Genomic DNA, 23,774 nt, shown 5'->3' with positions numbered 1-23,774 from the left:
AATGGCGGCCCCGGTCAGTTCCGGCGTTTTGGAGGCTGCGGTCTATGTCGAGGATCTCGACGCGACCGAAGCCTTCTACGGCGGGCTGCTGGGGCTCGAGCGGCTAACCCGTCGCGACGGGCGGCATGTCTTTTTCCGCTGTGGCGACAGCGTGATCCTGACCTTCATCGCTCAGGCCACGCAGCAGCCACCCGATCCGGAGGCGGCGCTGCCGGTTCCACCGCATGGCGCGGTCGGACCGGGGCATGTATGCCTCGCGGCGGACGCGGAACAACTCAACGAATGGGAACGACATTTGAGGGACAACAACGTGGAGATTGAGGCCGACTTCTATTGGCCGAACGGGGCGCGGTCGATCTACCTGCGCGACCCGGCGGGCAACAGCGTCGAGATTGCGGATAAAACCCTGTGGAGGCGCGGATGACGGCAGCACCGGTAATTCAGGCCCGCGGGCTCAATCTGACTTTCCAGACGGGGGACGGTTCGGTTCACGCGCTGAAAGATATCGATCTCGATATCGAGAAGGGCGAATTCGTGAGCTTCATCGGCCCGTCGGGCTGCGGCAAGACGACCTTCCTGCGCTGCATCGCGGCACTGGAGACGCCCACGGGCGGCTCGCTGACCGTGAACGGCATCTCGCCGGAAGAAGCCCGCAAGGCGCGCAGCTACGGCTATGTGTTTCAGGCGGCTGGTCTTTACCCTTGGCGCACGATTGCGGGAAATGTGAAACTTCCGCTGGAAATCATGGGCTATTCCAAGGCGCAGCAGGAAGAGCGTGTTGAAAAAGTGCTCTCGCTGGTCGACCTCGAAGGCTTCGGGAAGAAGTTTCCGTGGCAGCTTTCAGGCGGCATGCAGCAGCGCGCCTCGATCGCGCGGGCGCTGGCTTTCGACGCCGAGATCCTGCTGATGGACGAGCCCTTCGGCGCGCTCGACGAGATCGTGCGCGACAAGCTCAACGAAGAGCTTCTCAAGCTCTGGTCGGCCACCAACAAGACGATCGGCTTCGTGACCCACTCGATCCCGGAAGCGGTCTATCTGTCGACCAAGATCGTGGTGATGTCGCCCCGGCCGGGTCGCATCCACGAGGTTATCGAGAGCACGTTGCCGAAAGGGCCGCGCCCGCTCGACATCCGCGACAGCGAGGAATTCCTGCAGATCGCGCATCGGGTGCGCGAGGGGCTTCGGGCGGGGCATGCCTATGATGAATGACCGCATGACCGAAACCCGGACCGGGCGGGCCTGCGCGCCGCTCTGGGCCTCGCCAAAAGCGCGTTCGGCCAAGCCGAAGGGGAGGGCGGTCTGATGAAAATGATCGCTCCCGTTCTGACGGTTCTGGCCGCGATCCTGCTGCTTTGGTACGCAGCCACCGTCTGGATGAACTCGCAATGGACCTACGATCAGGCCGCACGCGCCGGTGAAGAGGTCACGTTCTCCGAGCTTGTCACCGACACGCTGACCCAGAAACGCCCAGTCCTGCCCGCGCCGCATCAGGTGGCTGTCGGGCTTTGGGAAGGTGTGGCCGGGCAGAAGGTCACCTCCAAGCGCAGCCTTGTCTTCCACGGCTGGATCACGCTGTCTGCGACGCTTGCGGGCTTCGCGCTGGGCACCGGTCTGGGCATTCTGCTGGCGGTGGGGATCACCCATAGCCGGGCGATGGACCTGAGCGTGATGCCCTGGGCGATCGCGAGCCAGACGATCCCGATCCTCGCCATCGCACCGATGGTGATCGTGGTGCTGGCGAGCCTCGGGATCACCGGGCTGCTGCCCAAGGCGATCATCGCGGCATACCTGAGCTTCTTCCCCGTGCTCGTCGGGATGGTGAAGGGGCTGCGCGCGCCCGATCACATGCAGCTCGATCTGCTGAAGACCTATAATGCGAGCCAGGGCGCGACCTTCTGGAAGCTGCGGCTGCCGTCGTCGATGCCGTATCTCTTCGCCTCGCTGAAAGTGGGGGTGGCGGCTAGCCTCGTCGGTACCATTGTGGCCGAACTGCCGGCGGGCGCGACCCGCGGGCTTGGCGCGCGGCTTCTGTCGGGCAGCTATTACGGGCAGACGGTGCAGATCTGGTCCGCTCTGTTCGCAGCGGCGGCGCTCGCGGCGATCCTCGTGGTGGTGGTCGGCATCATCGAACAAATCACGCTCAAGCGGATGGGGATGGTGCAATGAGCTGGCTTATTTTCGCAATCGTCTTCTGGCTGGCGGCCTGGGCCCTCAATACCTGGCTTGCGCGGCATCACGGCTCGGAGCGTTGGGCGCGTTTCCTGATCCCGGCCTTGTTCGGCATCACCCTCCTGCTTCTGTGGGAAGGTCTGGTGCGCGGGCTGAATATCAGCCCGGTGATCCTGCCCGCGCCGAGCCAGATCGCGGCGAGCCTGATGGCCTCGACCGATGTGCTGCGCGAGGATTTCGTGCAGACGATCCTGAAAGGCGCGCTTTCGGGCTATATCATCGGTTGCGGCGCGGCGGTGGTGGTGGCGATCCTGATCGACCGCTCGCCCTTCCTGCAACGCGGACTGCTGCCGATCGGGAACTTCGTCGCGGCCCTGCCGATCGTCGGGATCGCGCCGATCCTCGTGATGTGGTTCGGCTTCGACTGGCAGTCGAAAGCGGCGGTCGTCGTGGTCATGGTCTTCTTCCCCGTTCTCGTGAACATGGTGGCGGGTCTGGCGGCCACGAATGCGCTTCAGCGCGACCTGATGGCGACCTATTCCGCAAGCTATTGGCAGGGGCTTTTCAAGATGCGCCTGCCAGCGGCGATGCCGTTTCTCTTCAATGGGTTGAAGATCGCGACGACACTGGCTTTGATCGGTGCGATCGTTGCCGAATTTTTCGGCAGCCCGACGAAAGGAATGGGCTTTCGCATCTCGACCGCGGTGGGGCAGCTTGATCTGCCGCTCGTGTGGTCGGAAATTACCGTTGCGGCCCTCGCGGGCTCGGGCTTCTATGGGCTTGTCGCCCTGATCGAGAAGCTGGTGACTTTCTGGCACCCGTCGCAACGGGCCCGGACGTAAGGGCAAGGAAGAGCCTGAGAAAAACCTAAAATCCCGGGCGTAAAGATCCGGGGCCAACAGTGGAGTGAAAGATGAAGAAACTGATCGCAGGGGTGGCCGCAAGCCTCACCATGGCGGGGGCCGCTTGGGCCAACGAGGACGTGACGCTGCAGCTGAAATGGGTCACGCAGGCCCAGTTCGCGGGCTATTATGTCGCGCTCGACAAAGGCTTCTACGAGGATGCGGGCCTCGACGTGACCATCAAGCCGGGCGGCCCCGATATCGGGCCCGAACAGGTGATCGCAGGCGGTGGCGCCGATGTCATCGTCGACTGGATGCCGGCGGCGCTGGCGGCCCGCGAGAAAGGGCTGCCGCTCGTGAACATCGCCCAGCCCTTCAAGAAGTCGGGCATGATGCTGACCTGCCTCAAGGAAAGCGGCATCAAGACCCCCGAGGACTTCCCCGGCCATACGTTGGGCGTGTGGTTCTTCGGCAATGAATACCCGTTCCTGAGCTGGATGAACCATCTCGGCATCTCGACCGAAGGCGGCGACGATGGCGTGACCGTGCTCAAGCAGGGCTTCAACGTCGATCCGCTGCTGCAAAAGCAGGCGGCCTGTATCTCGACCATGACCTATAACGAGTATCTGCAGGTGCTCGAAGCGGGCATTCAGCCCGACCAGCTGGTGACCTTCAAGTATGAAGACGAAGGCGTCGCGACGCTCGAAGACGGTCTTTACGTGCTCGAAGAGAACCTCAAGGACCCGGCCTTCGTCGACAAGATGGCGAAGTTCGTGAAAGCCTCGATGGAAGGCTGGAAATACGCCGAGGAGCATCCCGACGAGGCCGCACAGATCATTCTCGACAATGACGAGACCGGTGCGCAGACGATGGAGCACCAAGTCGGCATGATGAAAGAAGTCTCCAAGCTGACCGCTGGCTCGAACGGCACGCTCGACCCCGCCGATTACGAGCGCACGGTCGACGTTCTGATGTCGGGCGGTTCGGACCCGGTCATCACCAAGAAGCCGGAAGGCGCCTGGACCCATGATGTGACCGACAAGGCTGGCCTCGAATAAGAGAGACGCTCTCGCGAAACACGAAGCCCTCCGGTGCGCCGGGGGGCTTTTTCATATTCGGGGTTTCTTAAGGGGAATCGGCTTTGCTGAGCGGCAGGAGGCACTCGCATGGCCGATCGATCAATGACCGCGCAGCGTGCGCGCGCCCGCGCACGGGCTCGCAGGCGTCAGCAGCGCACGCACCCGGCCCTGACCGCGTTCTACGCGGTCGTCGTGATCAGCGTCGCGGGCGGGCTGTTCTACCTCGCATGGAAAAGCCAGTTCGCGGCTCCGCCGAGCTATCTCTTCGACACGCCCACCCAACCGATCGAGGCGGCCTATTGTCTCGCGGTCGTGCGCGTGCTCTCGGGCGGCGGAAGCGGGGGATATATCGGGCAGGCGCAGGATTTCTGGCTGAAGCGCCTGCTGACATTCAGCGGCGATGTTGCGGGCAATATCGCGAAGGGCGAAGATGCGCTCGGGCACCATCTGATCGGCAGACCTGTGCCCGATCGCCAATGGCTCGTGGATGCGATGGATAAGTGCTCCAACCGCGCGGTGAATTACGGGGCGCATTTCGGGGCCTTCGATTAGCGGCGAACCGCGGCGGCCTGTTGGAGTGTGCCTGCAACGAGCCCTTAGCGGGAGGGCGCGTCAGTTGACGAAGCTTCGCCAGAGGGTGTGCCGAGGAATGCAGACTCCGCTGGCGACAGATCGGCCCGCGTGCGGGGCAATGCGTGGGGCATTTCGGCCTGAATCCACGCCACCAGCTCCTCGCGAATATGGCAGCGCAGATCGTAGGTGCGCGGACCGTTGCGCGCGGAGGCGAGGATACGCACCTCCATCACCCGCTCGCGAAAATCGGTCACCTGCAACGCGAAGACCTTACCGTCCCAGAGCGGATCGGCGCGGGTGATCTCTTCGGCCTTCGCGCGGATCGCGGCGACGTCGGCCGTGTGGTCGAGATAGATCATGACGGTGCCGATCAGATCGGCGCTTTCGCGGGTCCAGTTCTGGAAAGGCTGCTCGATGAAATAGCTCAAGGGCACAACCAGCCGCCGCCAGTCCCAGATGCGGATCACTACATAAGTGGATGTAATCTCCTCGACATTGCCCCATTCGCCCTCGACGATCAGTGCGTCGTCGATGCGGATCGGTTGGGTCAGGGCAAGCTGGATGCCCGCGAAGAGGTTCTTGAGCACCGGCTGCAGGGCGAGGCCCACGACGATGCCGGCGGCCCCGCCCGCCGCCAGAAGCGACACGCCATATTGGCGCACCGCGGGAAATGTCATAAGGGCGGCTGCGACCGCGATGATCACGATCATCACTTTGGCCACACGCATCAGGATGCGGGTCTGGGTGACGTGTTTGCGCGCCAGCAGGTTGTCTTCCGCGTCGAGCTTGAAGCGCCGCAGGTGGATCGTCGTCCAGATGTAAAGCGCGGTATAGGCGATCCAGGCGAGGCAGAGGATCAGCGCGACGAGCAGAATGTGGGTGATTGCTGTGGTCGCAGCCGGGCTTGTCGGGGCGAGCCCGTTCGCAAAGCCGAGTGCGGCGATCAGAAGGATCAACCGCATCGGTTGCGCCCCGCGGGCGACCAGCGACCGCCAGAACAGATCGCGATCGGCCACCGCGCGGTTGAGCGCCGTGAACAACAACCTAAACAGCAGCAGCGCGATCAACGCCGCGATCACATAGGCGATCAGCGCCACCGCCCAGTCCGGCAGGAATTTCTGCGCCTTATCGATGGCACTTGCCAGTTCGGTCTCGATCGTCTGGGGCTCCATCCGGGTCTCCGCGAATTTCTGCGTGCTATGCTGCGCTGCCGCATTGATGATGGCGCATTGGGCGGAGCTGTCAAATCGGTCCGGGAATTGACGTCGATCATGGAGCGCGCAGGTCGGGAATGTAGAATGACATATGGGAAAATTGTCCCATGCCCGAAACTGGAGGGAGCCATGAGAAACCGCTTTTTGTCAGCCGTCGCGCAGCTTGGCGTGCTATTCGCGCTGGTCGCGTTTGCAAGCTGTACGCAGCTTGAACGCGATATCGGGGAATGCGAGCCGGGTGTCGGGGGCATATCGGGCATGGCCACGGTCGCGCCCTCAGGTACGGGATCCTGCTGAGGTCCTGTAAACCGCTGTAAAACTATTTTCTTCTTCTGCACTTGTTTGTAAAAACGGGTGCAGGAGGAGTTTACATGGCCCGTTCCCCGCTGACCGGCACCCGCATCCGCGAGCGGCGCAATGCGCTTGGCTTGAAGCAGGCTGAACTGGCGCGGGCCTCCGGGATTTCGGCAGCCTATCTCAACCTGATCGAACACAACCGCCGCCGGGTCAGCGATGCGCTGATCGAGCGGATCGCGGGCGCGATGGGCGTCGATCCGGTCACGCTGGGCGAGGGGGCAGAGGGCGCGCTGTTCGCAGGGCTGCGCGAAGCGGTCGCGTCGCTGGAACTGGCCGAGACAGGCGGCGGCAATGGCGCAGGTGGTACCAGCCAAGCCGCGCCCGATCTCGACCGGATCGAGGAATTCGTCGGTCGCTTTCCCGCATGGGCCGCGCTTCTGGTGAACCGTCAGGCGCGGCTGGCCGAGTTGGAGCGCGTGGTCGAAACCTATGCCGAGCGGATGGCGCAGGACCCGTTCCTGCTGACTTCGCTGCATGAGGTGCTCTCTGCCGTGACCTCGCTGCGCTCCACCGCCGCGATCCTTGTCGAGACCGAGGATATCGAGCCGGAATGGCGCGCGCGGTTTCTTAACACGATCCAGGAGGAAAGCCTGCGCCTGTCGGGAACGGCCGAGGCGCTGGTCGGCTATCTCGACGAGATGGAAACTGCGGAGACCGGCCTGTCCTCGCCGCAGGAGCAGTTGGAGGCGTGGCTCGAGGCGCGCGGCTGGCATTTCCCGGAACTGGAGGGAGGCGGGACCGAGCCGGCCGAGCTGATCGCGGGTGCGCCGGAATTGGCGTCCTCGGCGGCCCGGGAACTCGCGCGCGGCCATTTGCAGCGGCAGGCGGAGGATGCGCGGGCCTTGCCGCTGGACCCGGTGCTGGCGGCGCTGGCCGAGCTCGGCCCCGATCCGGGTGCGCTGGCGGTGCGCTTTGCCGTGCCGCTCGCGCAGGTCTTGCGGCGGCTCGCGGCGTTGCCAGAGGGCGCGCCGGGGCTTGGCCAACCGGGGTTGGTGGTCTGCGACGGCTCGGGCACCCTGACCTTCCGCCGCGCAGCCCCCGGTTTCCTGCTGCCGCGCTTCGCCGCGGCCTGTCCGCTCTGGCCGCTTTATGAGGCGCTTGCACGGCCGATGCAGCCGATCCGGGCGCTGGTCGATATGGCGGGGCGCTTGCCGCAACGCTTCCTGACCTATGCCGTCTCCGAGCCGCGCCCGACGGGGTTCGACGGTCCCGTGCTGATGCGCGCCACCATGCTGATCCTGCCAGCCCCCGCACAGAGCGCTGATGCACCGGCGCGTCCGATCGGCGCGTCGTGCCGGATCTGCCCGCGTGGCGAGTGTCCGGGGCGGCGCGAGCCCTCGATCGTCGCGGATGCGTCGGCGGGGAGGGCGTGAGGGTTTGACAGGGCGCGACACGGTGGCGATAGTCGGGTGAGGGGGATGGCTATGGCGCAAAGACAGGTGCTGTTGATCGAGGACGAGCCGCATATCGCGGAAGCGATCCGGTTCATCCTGACGCGTGCGGGCTGGACGGTGTCGGTGCTCGAAGACGGCGCGCGGGCAATGGCGCGCATCATCGGCGATCCGCCCGATGCAATCATCCTAGATCTGATGCTGCCGGGGCGCTCCGGTCTCGAAATCCTTGCCGATATGCGCGCGGATGCCGCGCTGCGTGATTTGCCCGTTCTGATGCTCAGCGCACGGGGGCAGGGGCGCGACCGCGATGCGGCGACCCGCGCCGGTGCGACGGCCTTCCTCGCCAAGCCATTTGCCAATGGCGATGTGCTCGACCAGCTCGAAGCGATCACTGGCGGGGGCGCAGCGCGCCGGGAGCCCGCCTGATGCCGCAGACGGGCCAGCCGCTCTTTCTTGCCCGCCGTTCCTATCGCCGCCGCCGCCTGATGGATGCGGCGCGGCTTTTGCCGATTGTCGGGCTGGTGCTGATCATGATGCCGGGTCTGTGGCACCCGGCGCAGACCCCTGTGCCCGACACCGGGCGCGGCGGGCTCTACCTTTTCGCGGTCTGGATCGTGCTGATCGTAGCGGCTTTCGCAATTGCCCGCGGGCTTGGTCCGGTGCTCAACGCAGAGGACGTGCCCGAAGGCAATGGCGAGGGCGAGGCCCCGACCGACGTCGCACCCACTGACCGCGCGTCGGACGCGCCGCCGCCGGAGGGCTGAGATGCCCTTCAACAATCTCGTCGCGGTCTGCCTGACCTATGTGATCGTGCTTTTCTCGGTAGCGTTCGTAGCCGAACGTCGGGCGCAGCGCCGCCGCCTGCGCTTCCTGCGCTCGCCGGTGATCTACACGCTCTCGCTGTCGATCTACTGCACCGCCTGGACCTTCTACGGCGCGGTCGGTTATGCGGCGCGCTCGGGGCTGGAATTCCTGACGATCTACCTTGGCCCGACGCTGGTCTTCGTCGGCTGGTGGTGGGTGCTGCGCAAGCTGGTGCGGATCGGGCGCACCCATCGCGTGACCTCGATCGCGGACCTGATTTCCAGCCGCTACGGCAAGTCGAACACGCTGGGCGTCATCGTCACGCTGATGTCGGTCGCCGCCGCCACGCCCTACATCGCGCTGCAACTGCAATCGGTGACGCTGAGCTTCGGCGTCTTCGCGGCTGGCACGCCCGAGGGCTGGGCGCTGCCCGACCAAGGGGCGACGGCGCTGTGGATCGCGGGCGGGCTTGCGATCTTCACCATCCTCTTCGGCACCCGAAACCTCGATGCGAACGAGCGGCACCATGGCGTCGTCACCGCCATCGCGCTTGAGGCCGTGGTGAAACTGGTCGCGCTGGTCGCGGTGGGGGTCTTCGTCGTCTGGGGGCTGGGCGGCGGGCCAATGGATATGCTCTCGCGGATCGACGCCTCGAAGATCGCGGAATGGGATCTCAATCCGGGACGCTTCGCGGGGCTGACCTTTGTCTCCGCGGCCGCGATCCTGACCTTGCCGCGCATGTTTCAGGTGCTGGTCGTGGAGAATGTCGACGAGCGGCACCTCGCGACCGCAAGCTGGGCCTTTCCGGCCTATCTGATGCTGATGAGCCTCTTCGTCGTGCCGATCGCGGTTATGGGGCTGGAGCGGATGCCCGAGGGCGCGAACCCCGATCTGTTCGTGCTGACGCTGCCGCTGTCCGAGGGGCAGGGGAAGCTGGCGCTGCTGGCCTTCCTCGGCGGATTTTCCTCGGCGACGTCGATGGTGATCGTCGCTGCCATTGCGCTCGCGACGATGGTCTCGAACCATATCGTGACGCCGCTGTGGCTGGCGCTGCGCCGCGAAGGCCCGCGCGCCCAGGGCGATGTGCGCGGGCTGGTTCTGGCCTCGCGCCGGGTCTCGATCATCGCGGTACTGGCGATGGGCTATGCCTATTACCGGATGTCTGGCGGCTCCGAGGCGCTGGCGGCGATCGGCCTGATCGCATTCGTGGGCGCGGCGCAGGTTCTGCCCGCGCTGATCGGCGGCATCTTCTGGCGCGGCGCGACCCATGTGGGGGCGGCGGCGGGGCTGGTGATCGGCTTCGCGCTCTGGGCCTATACGCTCTTTCTGCCCTCGGTGGGCGATGCCGGGCTGATACCGCAGATCGTGCTGGATCACGGGCTGTTCGGGTTCGAATGGCTACGCCCGCACGCGCTGTTCGGGATCGCAGGGCTCGACCCGCTGCTGCACGCCCTGTTCTGGTCGCTGCTGTTCAACACGCTCGCCTTTCTGGTCTTCTCGATGCTGTCCTTCCCCGGCCCGATGGAGCGGCTGCAGGGCGTGGCCTTCGTCAATATCTACGATCAAAGCCCCGCCGCGCGTTCCTGGGTGCAAGGCGGCGCCGAGGCCGAGGACCTGTTGTCGATGTCGCAGCGCATCCTCGGGGCCGAGCCTGCGCAGCACTTCTTCCAGGCGCAGGCGGCGGGGCAGGGCAAGGCCGGGTTCCTGCCCGACACCACGCCCGATTTCCTCGCGCGGCTGGAGCGGAAACTGGCGGGCTCGGTCGGGGCCTCGACGGCGCATGCGATGATCGCGCAGCTCACCGGGGGCACCTCGGTGTCGATGCAGGACCTGATCGCCGTGGCGGGCGAGACGGCGGAGGCCAAGGAATACACCGCGCGGCTCGAGGCGAAATCCGAGGAGCTCGCGCGGGTGGCGCGGGCGCTGCGCGAGGCCAATGACAAGCTGCAGGATCTATCGGTGCAGAAGGACAGCTTCCTCAGCCAGATCAGCCACGAGCTGCGCACGCCCATGACCTCGATCCGCGCCTTCTCGGAAATCCTGATGGAGCCCGATCTGCCGGATTCGATGCGCGCGCAATATGCCGAGATCATCCATGAGGAAGCGCGCCGTCTGACGCGTCTGCTCGACGATCTGCTCGACCTTTCCGTGCTGGAGAACCGCCGCGCACAGCTCAATGTCTCGGTCGCCAATCTGCACGACCTGATCAACCGCGCGGTGCAATCGGCCTCCTCGACCCAGCCCGAGCGCGCCTTCCGCATCGAGCGCGATTTCCCGACCGAGCACATGCCGATCTTCACCGATGCCGACCGGCTGGTGCAGGTCATGATCAACCTGATCTCGAACGCGCGGAAGTATTGCGATGCCGAGAAGGCGGTGCTGCGGATCGAGGTGAAGCGCCGGGGCAAGCGGGTGCAGATCGACTTCATCGACAACGGCGCGGGCATTCCGAAGAAGAGCCAGAAGCTGATCTTCGAGAAATTCGCCCGCCTGACCGATCAAAGCCGCGCCGGCAGCGCGGGCCTCGGCCTCGCGATCTGCCGCGAGATCATGACCAATCTGGGCGGCACGATCGACTACGTGCCGGGGCAGGGCGGGGCCGCATTCCGTATCAGTCTGCCGCTGAGGCGCAGGGATCAGCGCGCGCCCTCCGATCAGCCGCCCGAGAGCGCAGCCCTTTCGCGCTAAGCCTCGAAACTCTTGGTATTTTCAACGTTTTGTAAACCTCGATCGGGCAAAGCTGAGCCATGAGACCCCGAAGGCGGGTGGATGGAGGCCATGGTTCACGAGCGCGAGACATCGGTGCTGCGGCGCAAGACCGAGGCGGCGAAGGCGGGTGCGGGCACGGCCCCGATCACGCCTGCGCGCGCGATCACGCTCGCGCTGTCCAAGGTCGCGCAGGACATGCTCGAGCTGCCGCTGCAGGTCGCTTCGATCGAGGAGGCGACGCGGTCACTCGCCGATCTGCCCGAGATGCTCGAAGATCTGTCGCTGCTCGCGGTTATCGAAGGGCCGGGGGAGGCGCTTGGCGTGCTCGCATTGCCGCCCGCCACCTTGGCCACGCTGATCGAGATGCAGACGATGGGACGGTTCGGCAAGACCATGCCTGCCCCCCGCAAACCCACCCGGATCGATGCCGCCATCGCCGCCGATTTCGTCGATGCGGTGCTGGCCGAGATCGAGGAGGGCTTGATCAGCGACCCGGCGATTTCCTGGGCTGGGGGCTTCCGCTTCGCCTCGCATCTCGACGATCCCCGGCCGCTTGGCCTGCTGCTGGAAGATGTCAGCTACCGGGTCTGGACGGGGCAGCTTGGCTTCGGCACCGGGGGCGAACGCAGCGGCGGCTTCCTCTGGGCGGTTCCGCGCGAAGGGCGGGGCGGGGCGATGCGCTGCGCGGCCCCGGCGGCGGGCGAAAATCCGGAGGGCGGTGCGGGGCCCAAGGCGGAAAGCTTCACGCTCGAAGATCCCGCGCGCGACTGGTCCGACACGTTCGAACGCTCCATTCTGGCGGCCTCCGCGCAGCTCGAAGCGGTCCTGCACCGCGTCACGCTGCCACTGTCTACCGTGCTGACACTGCGCCCCGGCACAGAGATCCCGATCCCGGAGGACGCGTTGGAGAAGATCACGCTCGAGGCGCAGGGACGGCGCAAGCTCTCGCTCGCCCGTCTCGGCCAAAGCCACGGGCTACGTGCGCTGCGCCTGCGCGATGAAGACGAGTCGGCGAATGGCGTTGGCCGGGGGGCTGAGACGTTCGATGCCGGGGCGTCGCCCTATGCGCAGGCTCCGACGCTCGACGAGGTGCCGGGCCTGTCCAGCCTCGGCGACCCGCTCGATCCGGCATATGACCCTGAGTGTGGCGTCGATGCCGCCCACGCGCCCGAGCCGCGCGGGTTTGACGGGCTTGAACCCGACATGGATTTTGGAGAGCCACTCGATCTTGATGCGCTCTCCTCGACAGAAGACGACGACGCGCTGCCGCCGCTCAAGATTCAATCGGGCATGTGATCGCATCCCCGCGATGGGGGCGCGAATGCAGGCTGCGGCGACTTACGCGCCGCGCGTCGCGGAGGTCGCGGACGCCTCTTTGGTCCCGTTCTCGCAGGGCGGCACTTCCAGCGTGCTGCGATCCAGAACGCTCAGCCACGCTTTCGCCCGCGGTGCGAGCGCCATCCCGACCCCCATCGCGATCAGGAACAGCCAGCCTTCCCAGCCATTGAAGGACAGCGAGCCCATCGCGGGGCCGGGGCAGAGCCCCGCAAGGCCCCAACCCGCGCCGAACAGGAGCGAGCCGAGCACGAGATTGCGATCCACGAGCCGCGGAAACGGCCCCGGCATCGGCGAGCCCAGCATCGAGGTTTCGCGGCGCTTCGCGAAGATCCAGACGAAGAACATCACGCTCACCGCGCCGCCCATCACGAAGGCCAGCGTCGGGTCCCAATCGCCGAAAACGTCGAGCCAGCCCTGCACCTTTTTCGTGTCGACCATGCCCGCCACGAGAAGCCCCGCGCCGAACAGCCCTCCCGAGAGGAATGCGAAGAAATTGCGCATCAGATCACTCCCAGAAAATGCCGGAAGATCACGAGGACCAGCGCACCGCCGAGCAGGTAGAAGGCGGTGGCGACGATCCCGCGCAGCGAAAATCGCGAGATGCCGCAGACGCCGTGGCCCGAGGTGCAGCCATTCGCGATCCGCGTGCCCAGGCCCACCATCAGGCCTGCGGCTACGATCACCCAGACGGAACTGGTCATATGGGTGTCGACTGTTGTGTAAAGCGGCACGAGAAGCGGTGGCACCGCGATCAGCCCGCCGAGGAAGGCCACGCGCTCGGACACAGTCTCGCGGCCCGAGCCGTCGACCAAGCCGCCGATAATGCCGCTTGCGCCCATGATCCGGCCGTTGACCAGCAGAAACAGGCCAGCGCCCGCGCCAATCATCAGGCCTCCGACGAGGCCCCAAATCCAATCTTGATGCATGAGCTCTCCCTGTGCTCAATTGCGGATCGAACGGGCTCTCCCGGACCCGTCAGAGTTGTAATGCTAGACCTCACGCCCGTGACGGTGCAAGCAATTTGATATCTGCATATGTGCGTGAGTGCGACCGGTTGATTTGCGTCAAGGCGGATAAATGCTTGCCTGTTTAGGTGGTTGTATCGATCAAGGAGGACAGGATGAAGTCGATTGAAACGCGCAAGAGCGAACTCGAAACCCGCCGGGCGCAACTCTCGGAACGGATGGCGCAGGTCGAATCCGAGCTTGAGAGCCACGAAGAAAAAGATTGGGACGACGCCGCGATCGAGCATGAGAGCGACGAGGTTCTCGAAGACCTCGGCCAGTCGGCGCAGTCCGAGATCCGCGCGATCGACGCCGCCCTGGCCCGGATCGAGGCGGGCGAATACGGCTATTGCGTCACCTGCGGCGAGCGCATCGACGAGGCACGGCTCGATCTGCTGCCCGCAACACCGTTTTGCCGGGCGCATGCACCGGGCGCGAAGGCGACCCGCCAGTAACCTCTGGCCTACCGTTTCAAAGGGGCAAGGGCAGTCAATTGCCCCTGCGCGCCTCCCCCGGGGATGCGCGATTTCCCTTTTGTTTTGAACCTGCTTCGCTTTAAACTTCGCGCGGCGGTGGATCGCACGGAATGCCCCGCCACAAGTGGGGGACGATGGCGAACCGGGTGAAATTTCGCACACAGGACGGGCTGGCTTGGCTGACGCTCGCAGCGCTTGACGATCAGGGCGCGCGGGCCGGTATCACGGCCCAGATGCGCCGCGCGATCGGCGGCGTGCTCGACCGGGTCGAAGGCGACAAGAGCCTGCGCGGTCTGGTCCTGCAGGGCGGGGCTTCGGGCTGGCCCTGCGCACCCGATCCGCTGGAAGATTTCGACGCGATCACGCCGCGCCCGGCGAAGGGCGAAGAGGTGCCGAGCCTGTCGGAGCTTTGCCGACGACTCGGGGCGCTCGACCTGCCGGTGCTTGCGCGGCTCTCCGGGCGGATCGCGGGCGGCTCGATGGCGCTGGCGCAGGCCGCCGATCTGCGCATCGCCGATCCTGATACCTGTTTTGCGGCACCGGAATTCGCGCTTGGCGGCTTCGTCGGTGCAGGCGGCCTCGTGCGGCTCGCGCGGCGGATCGGCGGTGCGCGGGCGCTTGCGATCGTGGCCGCCGGTGAGGAGGTCGAGGCCGAGCCCGCCCGGGCGCAGGGCCAATGCGATCTTGTGCTGGGCGCGACCGATCGCAGCCAGATTGCCGCCGCTCTCGATATGCTGATCGCCGAGGGTGTACCGCGCACCGATACCGCGCTCGACGATCCCGCAACCTATCTCAACGATCTCGCGCCGCTGCGGGCACAGCTGGGAAAGGGCGCGCTTGCGCCGGTCGGCGCGCGCCTGTTCGAAGTGGTCGAAGGCGCGCTGTTGCTGCCGCTCGACGAGGCGCTCGATGTCGAGGCGGTCGCCTTGCAGGAATTGCTCGAGGCGCCGCTGTCACAGGCGTTGCGCCACGCCGCACGGGCCACGCGCCGCGCCGCGCATCTGCCCGGCGAGGGCACGCCTACCGCGCCCGCGCCGCTGCGCATCGGCCTTTGGGATCAGCCCGCCGCGATGGCCGGAGGCTTGCTTGCCGCCGGGCACGAAGTCGTGTTCGGCGCAAGCGACCCCGCCGCGATCGAGACGGCATTTGCCGATATCGCGCGCAAGCAGGAGATCGCGGTGCAGTCCGGCGCTCTGTCACCCGACATTCGCGAGGCCGATTGGGCGCGGCTTGGCGCGGCGATGACCCGCGAGGGGCTGTCGGGCTCGGATGCGCTGATCGCCTCGGGCAAAGGAAATTTCCCGCCCGCGCCGCTGAGCGCGCGCAACGCCGATGATCTGGCTGACGGCGCGGAGGACTTCGGGCTGCGCTGCACCGGCGATCTGTGTGAGCTCGTGCCGCCCGAGGGCGCGCTGCCTGCCGATCTCTACGCGATGGCGGGGCTGCTGCGGCAGGGCGGGGCGCAGGTTCTACGCGGCGGTCCCGGCGCGGGCGGCATCGCCGATCATCTGCGCGTCGCCTATATCGCCGCGGCAGAGCGCGCGGTGCTGGCCGGGGCTTCGGTCGCGCAGGTCGATGCGGCGATCCGCGAGGCAGGCGGCACACGCCCGCCCCTGGAGCTGGCCGACCGGCTGGGCGTCGACGCCGTGCTGGAGGATTTCGTGCGGCTGCATCGCCCGTTCGGCCCGCTTCTCAGCCTGCTCGCGCTCGATGCCGCTGCGACCGGCGCGCGGCGACAGGGCTTTTACGATTGGTCCGAGGGCACGCCGCGCCCGGTGCCCGATCAGGCCGAGGCGCTCACGGCTTTGCGCGACGAGGCCGGAATCGTGCCGCGCCGTCTGTCCAATGCGCGCATCCGCGCCCGGATTCTGGCCGAGCTTGCCAATTGCGGCGCGGGGCTCTTGCAGCACGCGCAGGCGCATCGGGCGGGCGATATCGACGTCGCGGCACGACATGTGCTGGGCTTCGCGCCGCAGATGGGTGGCGTGATGTTCGCCGCCGACCGCGCGGGCCTTCTTGGGACGCGCAAGCTGCTGCGCGAGCTGGCCGAAGAGGGCGCGCCCGAGCCGGTCACGCTATGGGATGTGCTGATCCGCAACGGCAAATGCTTCGCCGATCTCGACGACGCGTGAGGGGGCGTGCCTGAAGGGGCAGGGCCGCCTCAGCCGAGGAAGATGCCCAGCACCACCATCATCAGCCCGATCACCGACACGAAAAGCGCGCCCATATTGATCGCGATGATCTTTTGCAGCCGTGCGCGCAGCTCTTCGTCGGGCAGGCCGGCGCGTTTGGCGCTGGCCACTTTGACGATGCAATAGAGGATGCCGAACAGCCCGATCACCGAGACGACGGCCCCTGCCCAGATCAGATTTTCCATTGCGGCCTCCGAAAGTTGCGCGCGCCTGCCTAGCCCGTCGCCGGGTGTATGGCAAGAAAAACGCGGGCGCCCGTAATCTTGCGGGAAGAAGCGGGAGGGGCGGGCGTCCTCCCATAACCCGCCGATCCGCGCGCGCCGCCTCTTGATGCGCGCAGACGCTCGGGCTAGTCAGAGCGCCGACCCCCGTTCGCAAGCAGGAGAGGCCCATGCCCAACGATGCCGCCTACAATGTCACCGCCGATGAGCTGCGTCAGTTTGTCGAGCAGTTCGAGAGCCTCGAAGCCGAGAAGAAAGACATCGCCGAGCAGCAGAAGGACATCATGTCCGAGGCCAAGGCCCGCGGCTATGACACCAAGGTGCTCAAGAAGATCGTCGCCCTGCGCAAACGCGACAAGGATGACGTGGCCGAGGAAGAGGCGATTCTCGACCTCTACAAATCCGCGCTGGGGATGGGCTGAGCGCCATTGCGCGCCGGGCGATGATCCGGCGCGAACCGCGCCCTTTGCTTAGGGGGCGATGAATTCCACACCGGGCATCCGCGCGATCGCAGCGACGTCGGCATCGTATTGTGCGGTGATCTCGTCGACCAGCTCATCGGTCCAGCCCGGCAGCGGTGCCTCGATCTCGAGCGCCTCGGGCTGGGCGTATTTGTCGAGGAAGGCCGCCACGATCTTGCGCCGGTGCAGCACCGATTTCGGCGGGTTCGCGGCGAAATAGCTGCGCAGCCGTTCGATCCCCTCCTCGGGCATGATCTGACGCAGCACCATCATGTCGCCCTTGAGCGCCTGATCCTCGGGCAATCCGCCGACCGAACGCAGCACTTCGGGCCAGATCAGCGGCAAATCCTCGTTGCACCAGATCACGAAGCGCCGCCCGCCCGCGGCTTCCACCATCTGACGGATCAGCGGTTCCCAGCGCAGCTCGCGCGGGTCGTGCCCTTCCATGATCTGCTCGTAGCTGCGTTTGGGCAGCCGGGCGACCAACTGCGGGATCAGGCTCGCGGGGTTGATCAGCGCGAGATGGAACTCGGTCTCCGCATCGGGAAAGAGGTTCGCGAGCGGTGCGAGCTTGCCCGGCGCCATCGCGTAGAAGCCGCGCTTGGTGATCACCCGCTCGGGGATGCACAGGAAAAACGCGTGGCTGAACACCAGCCGATCCAGCACCGGCGCCTCGGTGCTCGCCTCGATGATTGCGTCCTGCACATCCTGCGGCGCAGGGCCGCCTTTCAGCGAGACCAAAGCATCGCGCAGCACCATCCGATAGCTGCGGGGGGCGGGCACGGCGATGCGGTGAGACTCGAGGAGCCGGTCATTGCTCGAAAGCGCGCCCACGATGCGATCTTCATCGGTCGAATGCGCTCCGAGATGGAAAACGACTTTCATTCTGCGCGCCTCAATATCGTCTGGCCGGTCAAGCCTTTATTGTTGGCGCTCACTCTAGCCGCTCCGTTCTGGACAGGCAAATGTGTTTCGGGGTAGGAGGGGCGAGACAATTCCGACAAAACTGATCGGGAAAGCCCGTGCCCAAATCCATCCAATCCCTCTCTATCCCCCCTGCGCCTGCCCTGCGCGGACGCTTGCGTGCGGCGGGTGGGCTGTGGTCGCTCGGGGCCGTGGTGATCGCGGTGCTGGTGTTGGCGCCGATCCTGGCTGTCGGGTGGATGGCGCTCGATCCGCGCGACAATGTCTGGCCGCATCTGATCGCGACGGTGCTGCCGCGTTACCTGATCAATACGGCGGTGCTGACGGGCGGCGTGGGGCTTCTGGCGTCAGCTGTCGGGGCAGGGGCTGCGTGGCTTGTCGTGATGTATCGCTTCCCGGGGCATCGCATCTTGCAATGGCTGCTGCTTCTGCCGCTCGCGATCCCGGCTTATGTCGGCGCTTACGCCCTCACCGATTTCCTCGACTATTCCGGCCCGGTGCAGACCGCGATGCGCGGCGCTTTCGGCTGGGCCTCGGCGCGTGACTACTGGTTCCCCGAGATCCGCTCGCGCGAGGCGGCGGTGGTCGTGCTCTCGGCCGCGCTTTACCCCTATATCTACCTGATCACCCGCGCGGCCCTGCGCGAGCAATCCGGCGCCAGCTACGAGGTCGCCCGCGCCCTCGGCACCGGGCCGTGGGGGATGGTCTGGCGCGTGGGCCTGCCGCTTGCGCGTCCCGCCATCGCCGCAGGCGCCGCGATCGCGATGATGGAGACGGTGGCGGATTTCGGCGTCGTCGATCATTTCGGCGTGCAGACCCTGACGACAGGCATCTTCTCGACATGGCTTTCGGGCGGCAATGCGGGCGGGGCCGCGCAGCTCGCGCTGGTAATCCTCGGGATCGTCCTTGCGCTTCTTATGCTCGAGAAGCTCTCGCGCCGCCGCGTTCACTATTACCAAAGCGCGCGTCAGGCCCGCCCGGTGCAGCCACAACGTCTGAAAGGCGCGGCTGGCTGGGTGGCGACGCTGGCCTGCGTGCTCCCGGTGGCCTTGGGCTTCGTGCTGCCGGTCGCGGTGATGGGCGGTCATGCGCTCGCCAATCCCGAGGCGTGGTTCGGCCGGGGCCTCGGGCTTGCGCTGTGGCACACGATACTGACCGGAGGGGCGGCGGCCGCGATCACGGTGACGCTCGCGCTGTTCATGGTCTACGGGGTGCGCCTGTCGGGGCAGCGCCTGCCGCGCGCGGTGCTGCCGCTGACGACACTGGGCTATGCCGCGCCGGGGGCGGTGCTGGCGGTCGGCATCCTGATCCCGCTCGCCGGTCTCGATCACATGCTGGCCGACACCGTGCTGGCGATCACCGGCCACGATCCCGGGCTGCTGCTGACGGGCTCGGCCTTCGCGATCATCCTTGCCTATGTCGTGCGATTCTTCGCCATCGCCCAAGGCGCGAGCGACGCCGCCTTCGGGCGCGTGCCGCCCTCGCTGCCGATGGCCGCGCGTTCGCTGGGGCGCACGCCGGGCGGCGTTCTGCGCAGCCTCTACCTGCCCCTGATGCGCGGCTCGGTTGGCTCGGCGTTGCTTCTGGTCTTCGTCGATTGCGTGAAGGAACTGCCCGCGACGCTGCTGCTGCGCCCGTTCAATTTCGAGACGCTGGCCACGCGCACGCAGGAAAAGGCGAGCCTCGAGAACCTCGGCGATGCCTCGCCCGCCGCACTTCTGGTCTGCGCGGTGGGGCTGGTCGCGGTCGCGATCCTCGCCCGCGCAGATCAAGCCCGCGCCGATCTTGCCCGTTCCCGCTGAGCGGCGTCTTGCGCGAATTTCCAAGCCGCGCTATTGCGGGCCCGTCACGCCGGCGTAGCTCAGTTGGTAGAGCGTCTGATTTGTAATCAGGGGGTCGGGGGTTCGAGTCCCTCCGCCGGCACCACCTCACCGCGCCTGTGGGCGTGCATTGGAGGGCGCGATGGAAGCTGCCGCTCAGATTTCCGGAGCTCTTCCGGGGCGCATGTTCGATGCGCTCGTACTGGGCGGTCCGGCGATGTGGGCGATCGCGGCGCTGTCCGTGATCTCGCTCGCGGTGATTATCTGGAAAATCTGGGATTTGCTGGCCGCTGGCGCGTGGTCGGGCGGGGCGCATAGCCAGGCGGCGATTGCGGCCTGGGCGGCAGGCGATCCCGACGGGGCCGAGGCGGCTCTGGCCGGGCGGCGCTCGTTGCGCGCGCAGCTGGCCCGTGCCGCGATGGCGAGCCTGCGCGATCCGCAGCTCGATCGGGCCGGGGCCGAGGCCGAAACGGGCCGCGTCGCGCGCGATCTTCTGGCGCGCGCACGCTCGGGGCTTCGCGCACTGGAACTGGCCGTGGTGATCGGCCCGCTTCTGGGGCTTCTGGGCACGGTCGCGGGGATGATCGCGGCCTTCCGCGCGTTGCAGGAGGCAGGCGTTCAGGCCGATCCGGCGACGCTTGCGGGCGGCATCTGGGAGGCGCTTTTGACGACGGCGGCGGGCATGGCCGTGGCGATCCCGGCGCAGATCGCGCTGTCGGGCTTCGACGCGGTGGTGGACCGCCTGCGCCACGACATGGAAGACGCCGCGACCCGCATTTTCGCCCGCGCGCCCGCCACGCTCACCGAGCGGCCCCGCGCCGCCGCCGAGTGAGGCGCGCGCGATGTTCGCCTTCGGTCAACCGCGCCCCCGCCGTCGCCCGGCGCTGACGCCGATGATCGACGTGGTCTTCCTGCTTCTGGTGTTCTTCATGCTCGCCTCGCGCTTTGGGGTGGAGCGCACGCTGGACCTGACCTTGGGTGGCGGCACGTCTGGCGCGGAATGGTCCGGCCCGCCGCGTCTGGTCGATGTGGGCGAAGGCGGTACGGTCAGCCTGAACGGGCAGGTGGTCGCGCTCTCCGATCTGGCAGGCGCGCTGCAGCCGCTGGTGGAACAGCCTTCCGATCCGGTCGTGCTACGTCCCAAAGAGGGCGATCTGAGCGCGCTGACGCAGGTGATCGAGGCGTTGCGCGGCGCGGGGCTGAGCAATCTGGTGCTGGTGCCATGAGGCTCTTCACCGATCCGCCTCGACGCAGCTTGCCCGAGCCGCTTTTGCCGATGATCAACGTGGTCTTCCTGCTGCTGATCTTCTTCCTGCTGGCTGCGACGCTCGCCCAGCCGACGCCCTTCGAGGTGACCCCGCCCGAGGCTTCGGGCGAGGGCAAGGCCGATCCCGGCGCGCTGGTCCTGTTCGCGAATTCCGAAGGCGATATCGCCTATGGCGAGGCGCGGGGCGACGCGGCGATTGCGGCGCTGGGGGCGGCTGCGCAGGATGCGCGAGCGGACTGCGGCGATTGCGCCGACAGCCTGACGCTGCGCGCGGACGGGCAGCTTCCCGGCGACGCGCTGGCGAAGCTGATGCCGCAGCTGGCGGGTCTCGGTTTCACCGATCTCAAACTCGTGGTGCGGGACAAATGACGCTGCGCGGGTTGGCTTTCGCGGGCGCGCTCGGCGCGGCTTTGGCGGTCCATGCGGGCGTGCTGATGGTCTGGGAGCCTGCGCCTGCGGGCGGGGCGCAATCGGCAGGCGACGGGGGCGAGGCGCTCGTCTCGCTTGCGCCGTCTTCGCCGTCCATGGCCGCGCGCGTGGCCGAGTGGGAGCGCCCGCCCGAGGTCGAGACGGAGGTCGCGGCGACGCAGCCTGAGGCGCCAACCGCGCCCGAAGCACCTGAAGCCCCGACCGAGCCGGTCGAGACCGCGCCGCAGACTGCCGCAGCCCCCACGCTGACCGCGCCACCTGCGCCCGATGCGGCGCTGCCCGAACAGGCCGAACCCACGCCGCCCGACATGCCGCGGCCCGAGGCCAAGCCCACGCCGCCTGCGCCGAAACCGGCGAAGCCGAAGCCCAAAGCGCCCGCGAAGAAACAGGCCTCGCAGCCCGCCCCCGCCCAACCGAAGCAGCAGGCGAAGGGGCAGGGCGACAAAGGGGCCGCAGGCGACCGGCGCGCGGCCCCGGCGGCGACGCTCTCGGCGGGGCAGATCCGGTCCCTGATGGGATCGTGGGGCGGCGAAATTCGCGCCCGGATCGAACGCGCCAAGCAAACGCCCTCCGGGGCAGGCGCGGGCCGCGTGGTGGTGGCTTTGAGCATCGCGCGCGACGGGCGGCTCGTCGGCGCGTCGGTGGCGCAAAGCTCGGGCAATGCGGCGCTCGACCGGGCGGCGCTCGATGCCGTGCGCCGGGCGGGTCGTTTCCCCGCAGCGCCGCAAGGCTTGGGCAAACCCAGCTACAGCTTCTCCTTGCCGATGGCCTTCCGCTGAGCGCGGCTTGCACCCGAACGCGCAGCGAGGCAGGGTAGCGCCAACCAAGGAGCGAGCATGCCGATCAAGAACCGTTTCGCCGAGATGCACGCGGAAGCCACCGCATGGCGGCACGATTTTCACCGCAATCCCGAACTGCTCTACGATCTGCCGCGGACCTCCGCGCGCGTGGCCGAGCTGCTGCGCGAATTCGGCTGCGATGAGGTGGTTGAGGGGATCGGGCGCACGGGCGTCGTCGGCGTGATCGAAGGGCAAGGCACGCGCCAAGGCGGGCTGCGCTGTGTCGGTCTGCGCGCCGATATGGATGCGCTGCCGATCCGCGAGAAAACCGGCGCCGAACATGCCTCCGAAGTCGAGGGCAAGATGCATGCCTGCGGCCATGACGGGCACACGTCCACCCTGCTCGCGGCGGCGAAATATCTCTGCGAGACGCGGGCTTTCGCGGGCCGCGCCGTGGTGATCTTCCAGCCCGCCGAAGAGGGTGGGGCCGGGGCCAAGGCGATGATCGAGGACGGTCTGATGGAGCGTTTCGGCATCGAGGAGGTCTATGCGCTGCACAACATGCCGGGGATGGAAGCGGGCAGCTTCGGCATCCGGCCTGACGCGATGATGGCGGCGGCGGATTTCTTCGACATCGTGGTGACCGGCAAGGGCGGCCATGCCGCGAAACCGCAGGAGGTGATCGACCCGGTGCCGATTTCCGCGCATCTGATCCTCGCGCTGCAAAGCATCGTGTCCCGCGCGACCGATCCGCTGGAGGAGATCGTGCTGTCGGTCACGACGCTGGAGACCGACTCGAAAGCGCTCAACGTGATTGGCAATTCGGTGAGCCTTGGCGGGACGGTGCGTACGATGAGCGCCGAGACCCGCGATCTGGCCGAGCGTCGCCTGCGCGAGATCGCGCAGGGGGTGGCCGCGACGCATGAGGGGACGGCGGAGGTCGACTACCGGCGCGGCTATCCCGTCACGCGCAACGATGCGGCAGCCGCCGAGGTCGCAGCGCAGGTGGCCGAGGCCGTGGCAGGCACTTGCGATCGCAACGTCGATCCGATGATGGGGGCGGAGGATTTCGCCTATATGCTGGAGGTGCGCCCCGGGGCCTATGGCTTCATCGGCAATGGCCCCAGCGCGCCGCTTCATCACGCGGAATACGATTTCAACGACGCGATCCTGCCTGCGGGCGCAAGCTGGTTCGTCGGCATGATCGAGGCGCGCCTGCCCCCAGCGTGAGCCTCAGCGCATGACCATGACCGCGCATTTCGCATGGCGCACGACGCGCGAGGCGGTCGAGCCGATTAGGTAATCGCCAAAGCCCGGACGGTGCGACGCGATCACGATGCAATCGGCCCCGATATTTTCGGCGTAGTCGAGGATTTCATGGCCGGGCTGACCTTCGACGATCGCCCAGGCGCCCGCGTCGAAATCCGCCGCGCGCGTGGCGAGGTCTTGCTCCAGCGTCTTGCGCAATTCTTCGGCATAACCCTCGGGCATGTAATTGATCGCATAGGCGGGGACATCTTCCATCACATGCAGCAAGGTGATGCGCGCCCCGTCGCCTGCCAGCGCCCGCGCGACATTGAGCGCGGCATCGGGGTTGTGATCTTCGTCGAAGGCGACGGGCACGAGAATGTTGGAATACATTGGTTTGGCTCCCTTTCTTTGTCGGGAGCCTGCCAGACGGTCTGGCCCTGCGCATTGATTTGGGTCACGCCGGAGGGGAGC

General features: G+C 66.8%; 26 protein-coding genes and 1 tRNA gene. 21 read left to right on the top strand and 6 right to left on the bottom strand.

Annotation, left to right across the window (positions count from 1 at the left end; all coding sequences use genetic code 11):
- The first annotated feature begins 1 nt into the window (after nucleotide 1).
- From BMI91_RS02580 to BMI91_RS02555, 6 genes are all read left to right on the top strand, one after another.
- Nucleotides 2–424: a VOC family protein gene (locus BMI91_RS02580; RefSeq protein WP_078599377.1), complete on the top strand. Its 423-nt coding sequence runs from the start codon at nucleotides 2–4 to the stop codon at nucleotides 422–424.
- The gene (locus BMI91_RS02575; protein ID WP_078603863.1) at nucleotides 421–1,209 is read left to right on the top strand and encodes an ABC transporter ATP-binding protein; all 789 of its coding nucleotides are present in this window, start codon (nucleotides 421–423) and stop codon (nucleotides 1,207–1,209) included. Before BMI91_RS02580 ends, BMI91_RS02575 begins: the two co-directional genes overlap by 4 nt.
- 93 nt (nucleotides 1,210–1,302) lie before the next feature.
- The gene (locus tag BMI91_RS02570) at nucleotides 1,303–2,166 is read left to right on the top strand and encodes an ABC transporter permease (RefSeq protein ID WP_078603862.1); all 864 of its coding nucleotides are present in this window, start codon (nucleotides 1,303–1,305) and stop codon (nucleotides 2,164–2,166) included.
- A complete protein-coding gene (locus BMI91_RS02565) occupies nucleotides 2,163–3,011 on the top strand; it encodes an ABC transporter permease (protein WP_078519524.1) in 849 nt (282 codons plus the stop codon). Before BMI91_RS02570 ends, BMI91_RS02565 begins: the two co-directional genes overlap by 4 nt.
- 71 nt (nucleotides 3,012–3,082) lie before the next feature.
- Nucleotides 3,083–4,069 (top strand): ABC transporter substrate-binding protein, encoded by a 987-nt coding sequence (locus BMI91_RS02560; RefSeq protein WP_078519523.1) that lies wholly within the window; start codon nucleotides 3,083–3,085, stop codon nucleotides 4,067–4,069.
- Nucleotides 4,070–4,177: 108 nt separating this feature from the next.
- Entirely contained in the window at nucleotides 4,178–4,642 is a 465-nt protein-coding gene (locus tag BMI91_RS02555; RefSeq protein WP_146683992.1) for a hypothetical protein, read from the top strand.
- A gap of 44 nt (nucleotides 4,643–4,686) precedes the next feature.
- Here the strand turns inward: BMI91_RS02555 and BMI91_RS02550 are convergent, their stop codons facing one another.
- Nucleotides 4,687–5,835, bottom strand: a complete 1,149-nt coding sequence (locus BMI91_RS02550) for a mechanosensitive ion channel family protein (protein WP_078603860.1) — start codon at nucleotides 5,833–5,835, stop codon at nucleotides 4,687–4,689.
- A gap of 413 nt (nucleotides 5,836–6,248) precedes the next feature.
- Here BMI91_RS02550 and BMI91_RS02545 point away from each other — a divergent pair, with 413 nt between their 5' ends.
- The 5 genes from BMI91_RS02545 (at nucleotide 6,249) to BMI91_RS02525 (ending at nucleotide 12,437) form a co-directional block, all read left to right on the top strand.
- Nucleotides 6,249–7,607: a helix-turn-helix transcriptional regulator gene (locus BMI91_RS02545; protein WP_078603859.1), complete on the top strand. Its 1,359-nt coding sequence runs from the start codon at nucleotides 6,249–6,251 to the stop codon at nucleotides 7,605–7,607.
- A 51-nt stretch (nucleotides 7,608–7,658) separates the two neighbouring features.
- On the top strand, nucleotides 7,659–8,054 hold the full coding sequence (locus BMI91_RS02540; protein ID WP_078539609.1) for a response regulator transcription factor: 396 nt from the start codon (nucleotides 7,659–7,661) through the stop codon (nucleotides 8,052–8,054).
- A complete protein-coding gene (locus BMI91_RS02535) occupies nucleotides 8,054–8,392 on the top strand; it encodes a hypothetical protein (RefSeq protein WP_078603858.1) in 339 nt (112 codons plus the stop codon). The genes BMI91_RS02540 and BMI91_RS02535 overlap by 1 nt, the downstream gene beginning before the upstream one ends.
- Nucleotide 8,393: 1 nt before the next feature.
- Nucleotides 8,394–11,120 carry an ATP-binding protein gene (locus BMI91_RS02530; RefSeq protein ID WP_078603857.1) on the top strand — a complete coding sequence of 909 codons (2,727 nt, stop codon included), beginning with the start codon at nucleotides 8,394–8,396 and terminating at the stop codon, nucleotides 11,118–11,120.
- An 81-nt stretch (nucleotides 11,121–11,201) separates the two neighbouring features.
- Complete coding sequence (locus tag BMI91_RS02525) at nucleotides 11,202–12,437, top strand: FliM/FliN family flagellar motor switch protein (protein ID WP_078603856.1); 1,236 nt, start codon at nucleotides 11,202–11,204, stop codon at nucleotides 12,435–12,437.
- A gap of 42 nt (nucleotides 12,438–12,479) precedes the next feature.
- Here BMI91_RS02525 and BMI91_RS02520 read toward each other — a convergent pair whose 3' ends face one another.
- Together BMI91_RS02520 and BMI91_RS02515 are read right to left on the bottom strand one after the other, a co-directional pair.
- Complete coding sequence (locus BMI91_RS02520) at nucleotides 12,480–12,980, bottom strand: DUF6691 family protein (RefSeq protein ID WP_078569353.1); 501 nt, start codon at nucleotides 12,978–12,980, stop codon at nucleotides 12,480–12,482.
- Complete coding sequence (locus tag BMI91_RS02515) at nucleotides 12,980–13,405, bottom strand: YeeE/YedE family protein (protein WP_078519514.1); 426 nt, start codon at nucleotides 13,403–13,405, stop codon at nucleotides 12,980–12,982. The genes BMI91_RS02520 and BMI91_RS02515 overlap by 1 nt, the downstream gene beginning before the upstream one ends.
- Nucleotides 13,406–13,599: 194 nt before the next feature.
- Between BMI91_RS02515 and BMI91_RS02510 the strand changes: the two genes are divergently transcribed.
- Entirely contained in the window at nucleotides 13,600–13,938 is a 339-nt protein-coding gene (locus BMI91_RS02510; protein WP_078539605.1) for a TraR/DksA family transcriptional regulator, read from the top strand.
- A 131-nt stretch (nucleotides 13,939–14,069) separates the two neighbouring features.
- A complete protein-coding gene (locus tag BMI91_RS02505; RefSeq protein WP_078603855.1) occupies nucleotides 14,070–16,091 on the top strand; it encodes an enoyl-CoA hydratase-related protein in 2,022 nt (673 codons plus the stop codon).
- 29 nt (nucleotides 16,092–16,120) lie between these two features.
- Here the strand turns inward: BMI91_RS02505 and BMI91_RS02500 are convergent, their stop codons facing one another.
- On the bottom strand, nucleotides 16,121–16,336 hold the full coding sequence (locus BMI91_RS02500; protein WP_075774390.1) for a hypothetical protein: 216 nt from the start codon (nucleotides 16,334–16,336) through the stop codon (nucleotides 16,121–16,123).
- 206 nt (nucleotides 16,337–16,542) lie between these two features.
- On the opposite strand from BMI91_RS02500, the gene BMI91_RS02495 reads away from it, so the two are divergent.
- Nucleotides 16,543–16,794: a DUF2312 domain-containing protein gene (locus tag BMI91_RS02495; protein WP_078539603.1), complete on the top strand. Its 252-nt coding sequence runs from the start codon at nucleotides 16,543–16,545 to the stop codon at nucleotides 16,792–16,794.
- Nucleotides 16,795–16,842: 48 nt separating this feature from the next.
- Here the strand turns inward: BMI91_RS02495 and BMI91_RS02490 are convergent, their stop codons facing one another.
- On the bottom strand, nucleotides 16,843–17,718 hold the full coding sequence (locus BMI91_RS02490) for a hypothetical protein (RefSeq protein WP_078569351.1): 876 nt from the start codon (nucleotides 17,716–17,718) through the stop codon (nucleotides 16,843–16,845).
- A 278-nt stretch (nucleotides 17,719–17,996) separates the two neighbouring features.
- Between BMI91_RS02490 and BMI91_RS02485 the strand changes: the two genes are divergently transcribed.
- The 7 genes from BMI91_RS02485 (at nucleotide 17,997) to BMI91_RS02455 (ending at nucleotide 23,282) form a co-directional block, all read left to right on the top strand.
- Complete coding sequence (locus tag BMI91_RS02485; protein WP_078604450.1) at nucleotides 17,997–19,559, top strand: ABC transporter permease; 1,563 nt, start codon at nucleotides 17,997–17,999, stop codon at nucleotides 19,557–19,559.
- Between the two features lie 48 nt (nucleotides 19,560–19,607).
- Nucleotides 19,608–19,683 (top strand) — tRNA-Thr (locus tag BMI91_RS02480).
- 36 nt (nucleotides 19,684–19,719) lie between these two features.
- Nucleotides 19,720–20,409, top strand: coding sequence for a MotA/TolQ/ExbB proton channel family protein (locus BMI91_RS02475; protein WP_078603854.1), 690 nt, complete (start codon nucleotides 19,720–19,722; stop codon nucleotides 20,407–20,409).
- Nucleotides 20,410–20,419: 10 nt separating this feature from the next.
- Complete coding sequence (locus tag BMI91_RS02470; protein WP_078603853.1) at nucleotides 20,420–20,803, top strand: ExbD/TolR family protein; 384 nt, start codon at nucleotides 20,420–20,422, stop codon at nucleotides 20,801–20,803.
- Nucleotides 20,800–21,213, top strand: coding sequence for an ExbD/TolR family protein (locus BMI91_RS02465; protein ID WP_078603852.1), 414 nt, complete (start codon nucleotides 20,800–20,802; stop codon nucleotides 21,211–21,213). Before BMI91_RS02470 ends, BMI91_RS02465 begins: the two co-directional genes overlap by 4 nt.
- Nucleotides 21,210–22,052, top strand: coding sequence for an energy transducer TonB family protein (locus BMI91_RS02460; RefSeq protein ID WP_078603851.1), 843 nt, complete (start codon nucleotides 21,210–21,212; stop codon nucleotides 22,050–22,052). The genes BMI91_RS02465 and BMI91_RS02460 overlap by 4 nt, the downstream gene beginning before the upstream one ends.
- Nucleotides 22,053–22,109: 57 nt before the next feature.
- A complete protein-coding gene (locus tag BMI91_RS02455; protein ID WP_078603850.1) occupies nucleotides 22,110–23,282 on the top strand; it encodes a M20 aminoacylase family protein in 1,173 nt (390 codons plus the stop codon).
- A gap of 3 nt (nucleotides 23,283–23,285) precedes the next feature.
- Here BMI91_RS02455 and BMI91_RS02450 read toward each other — a convergent pair whose 3' ends face one another.
- Nucleotides 23,286–23,693, bottom strand: a complete 408-nt coding sequence (locus tag BMI91_RS02450) for a universal stress protein (RefSeq protein ID WP_078603849.1) — start codon at nucleotides 23,691–23,693, stop codon at nucleotides 23,286–23,288.
- Between the last annotated feature and the right edge of the window lie 81 nt (nucleotides 23,694–23,774).

This window comes from Thioclava sediminum (genome assembly GCF_002020355.1).
In the GTDB taxonomy this organism is placed as follows: domain Bacteria; phylum Pseudomonadota; class Alphaproteobacteria; order Rhodobacterales; family Rhodobacteraceae; genus Thioclava; species Thioclava sediminum.
The sequence above is the reverse complement of the archived record's forward strand: the minus strand, read 5'-3'. Positions and strand labels throughout refer to the sequence as shown.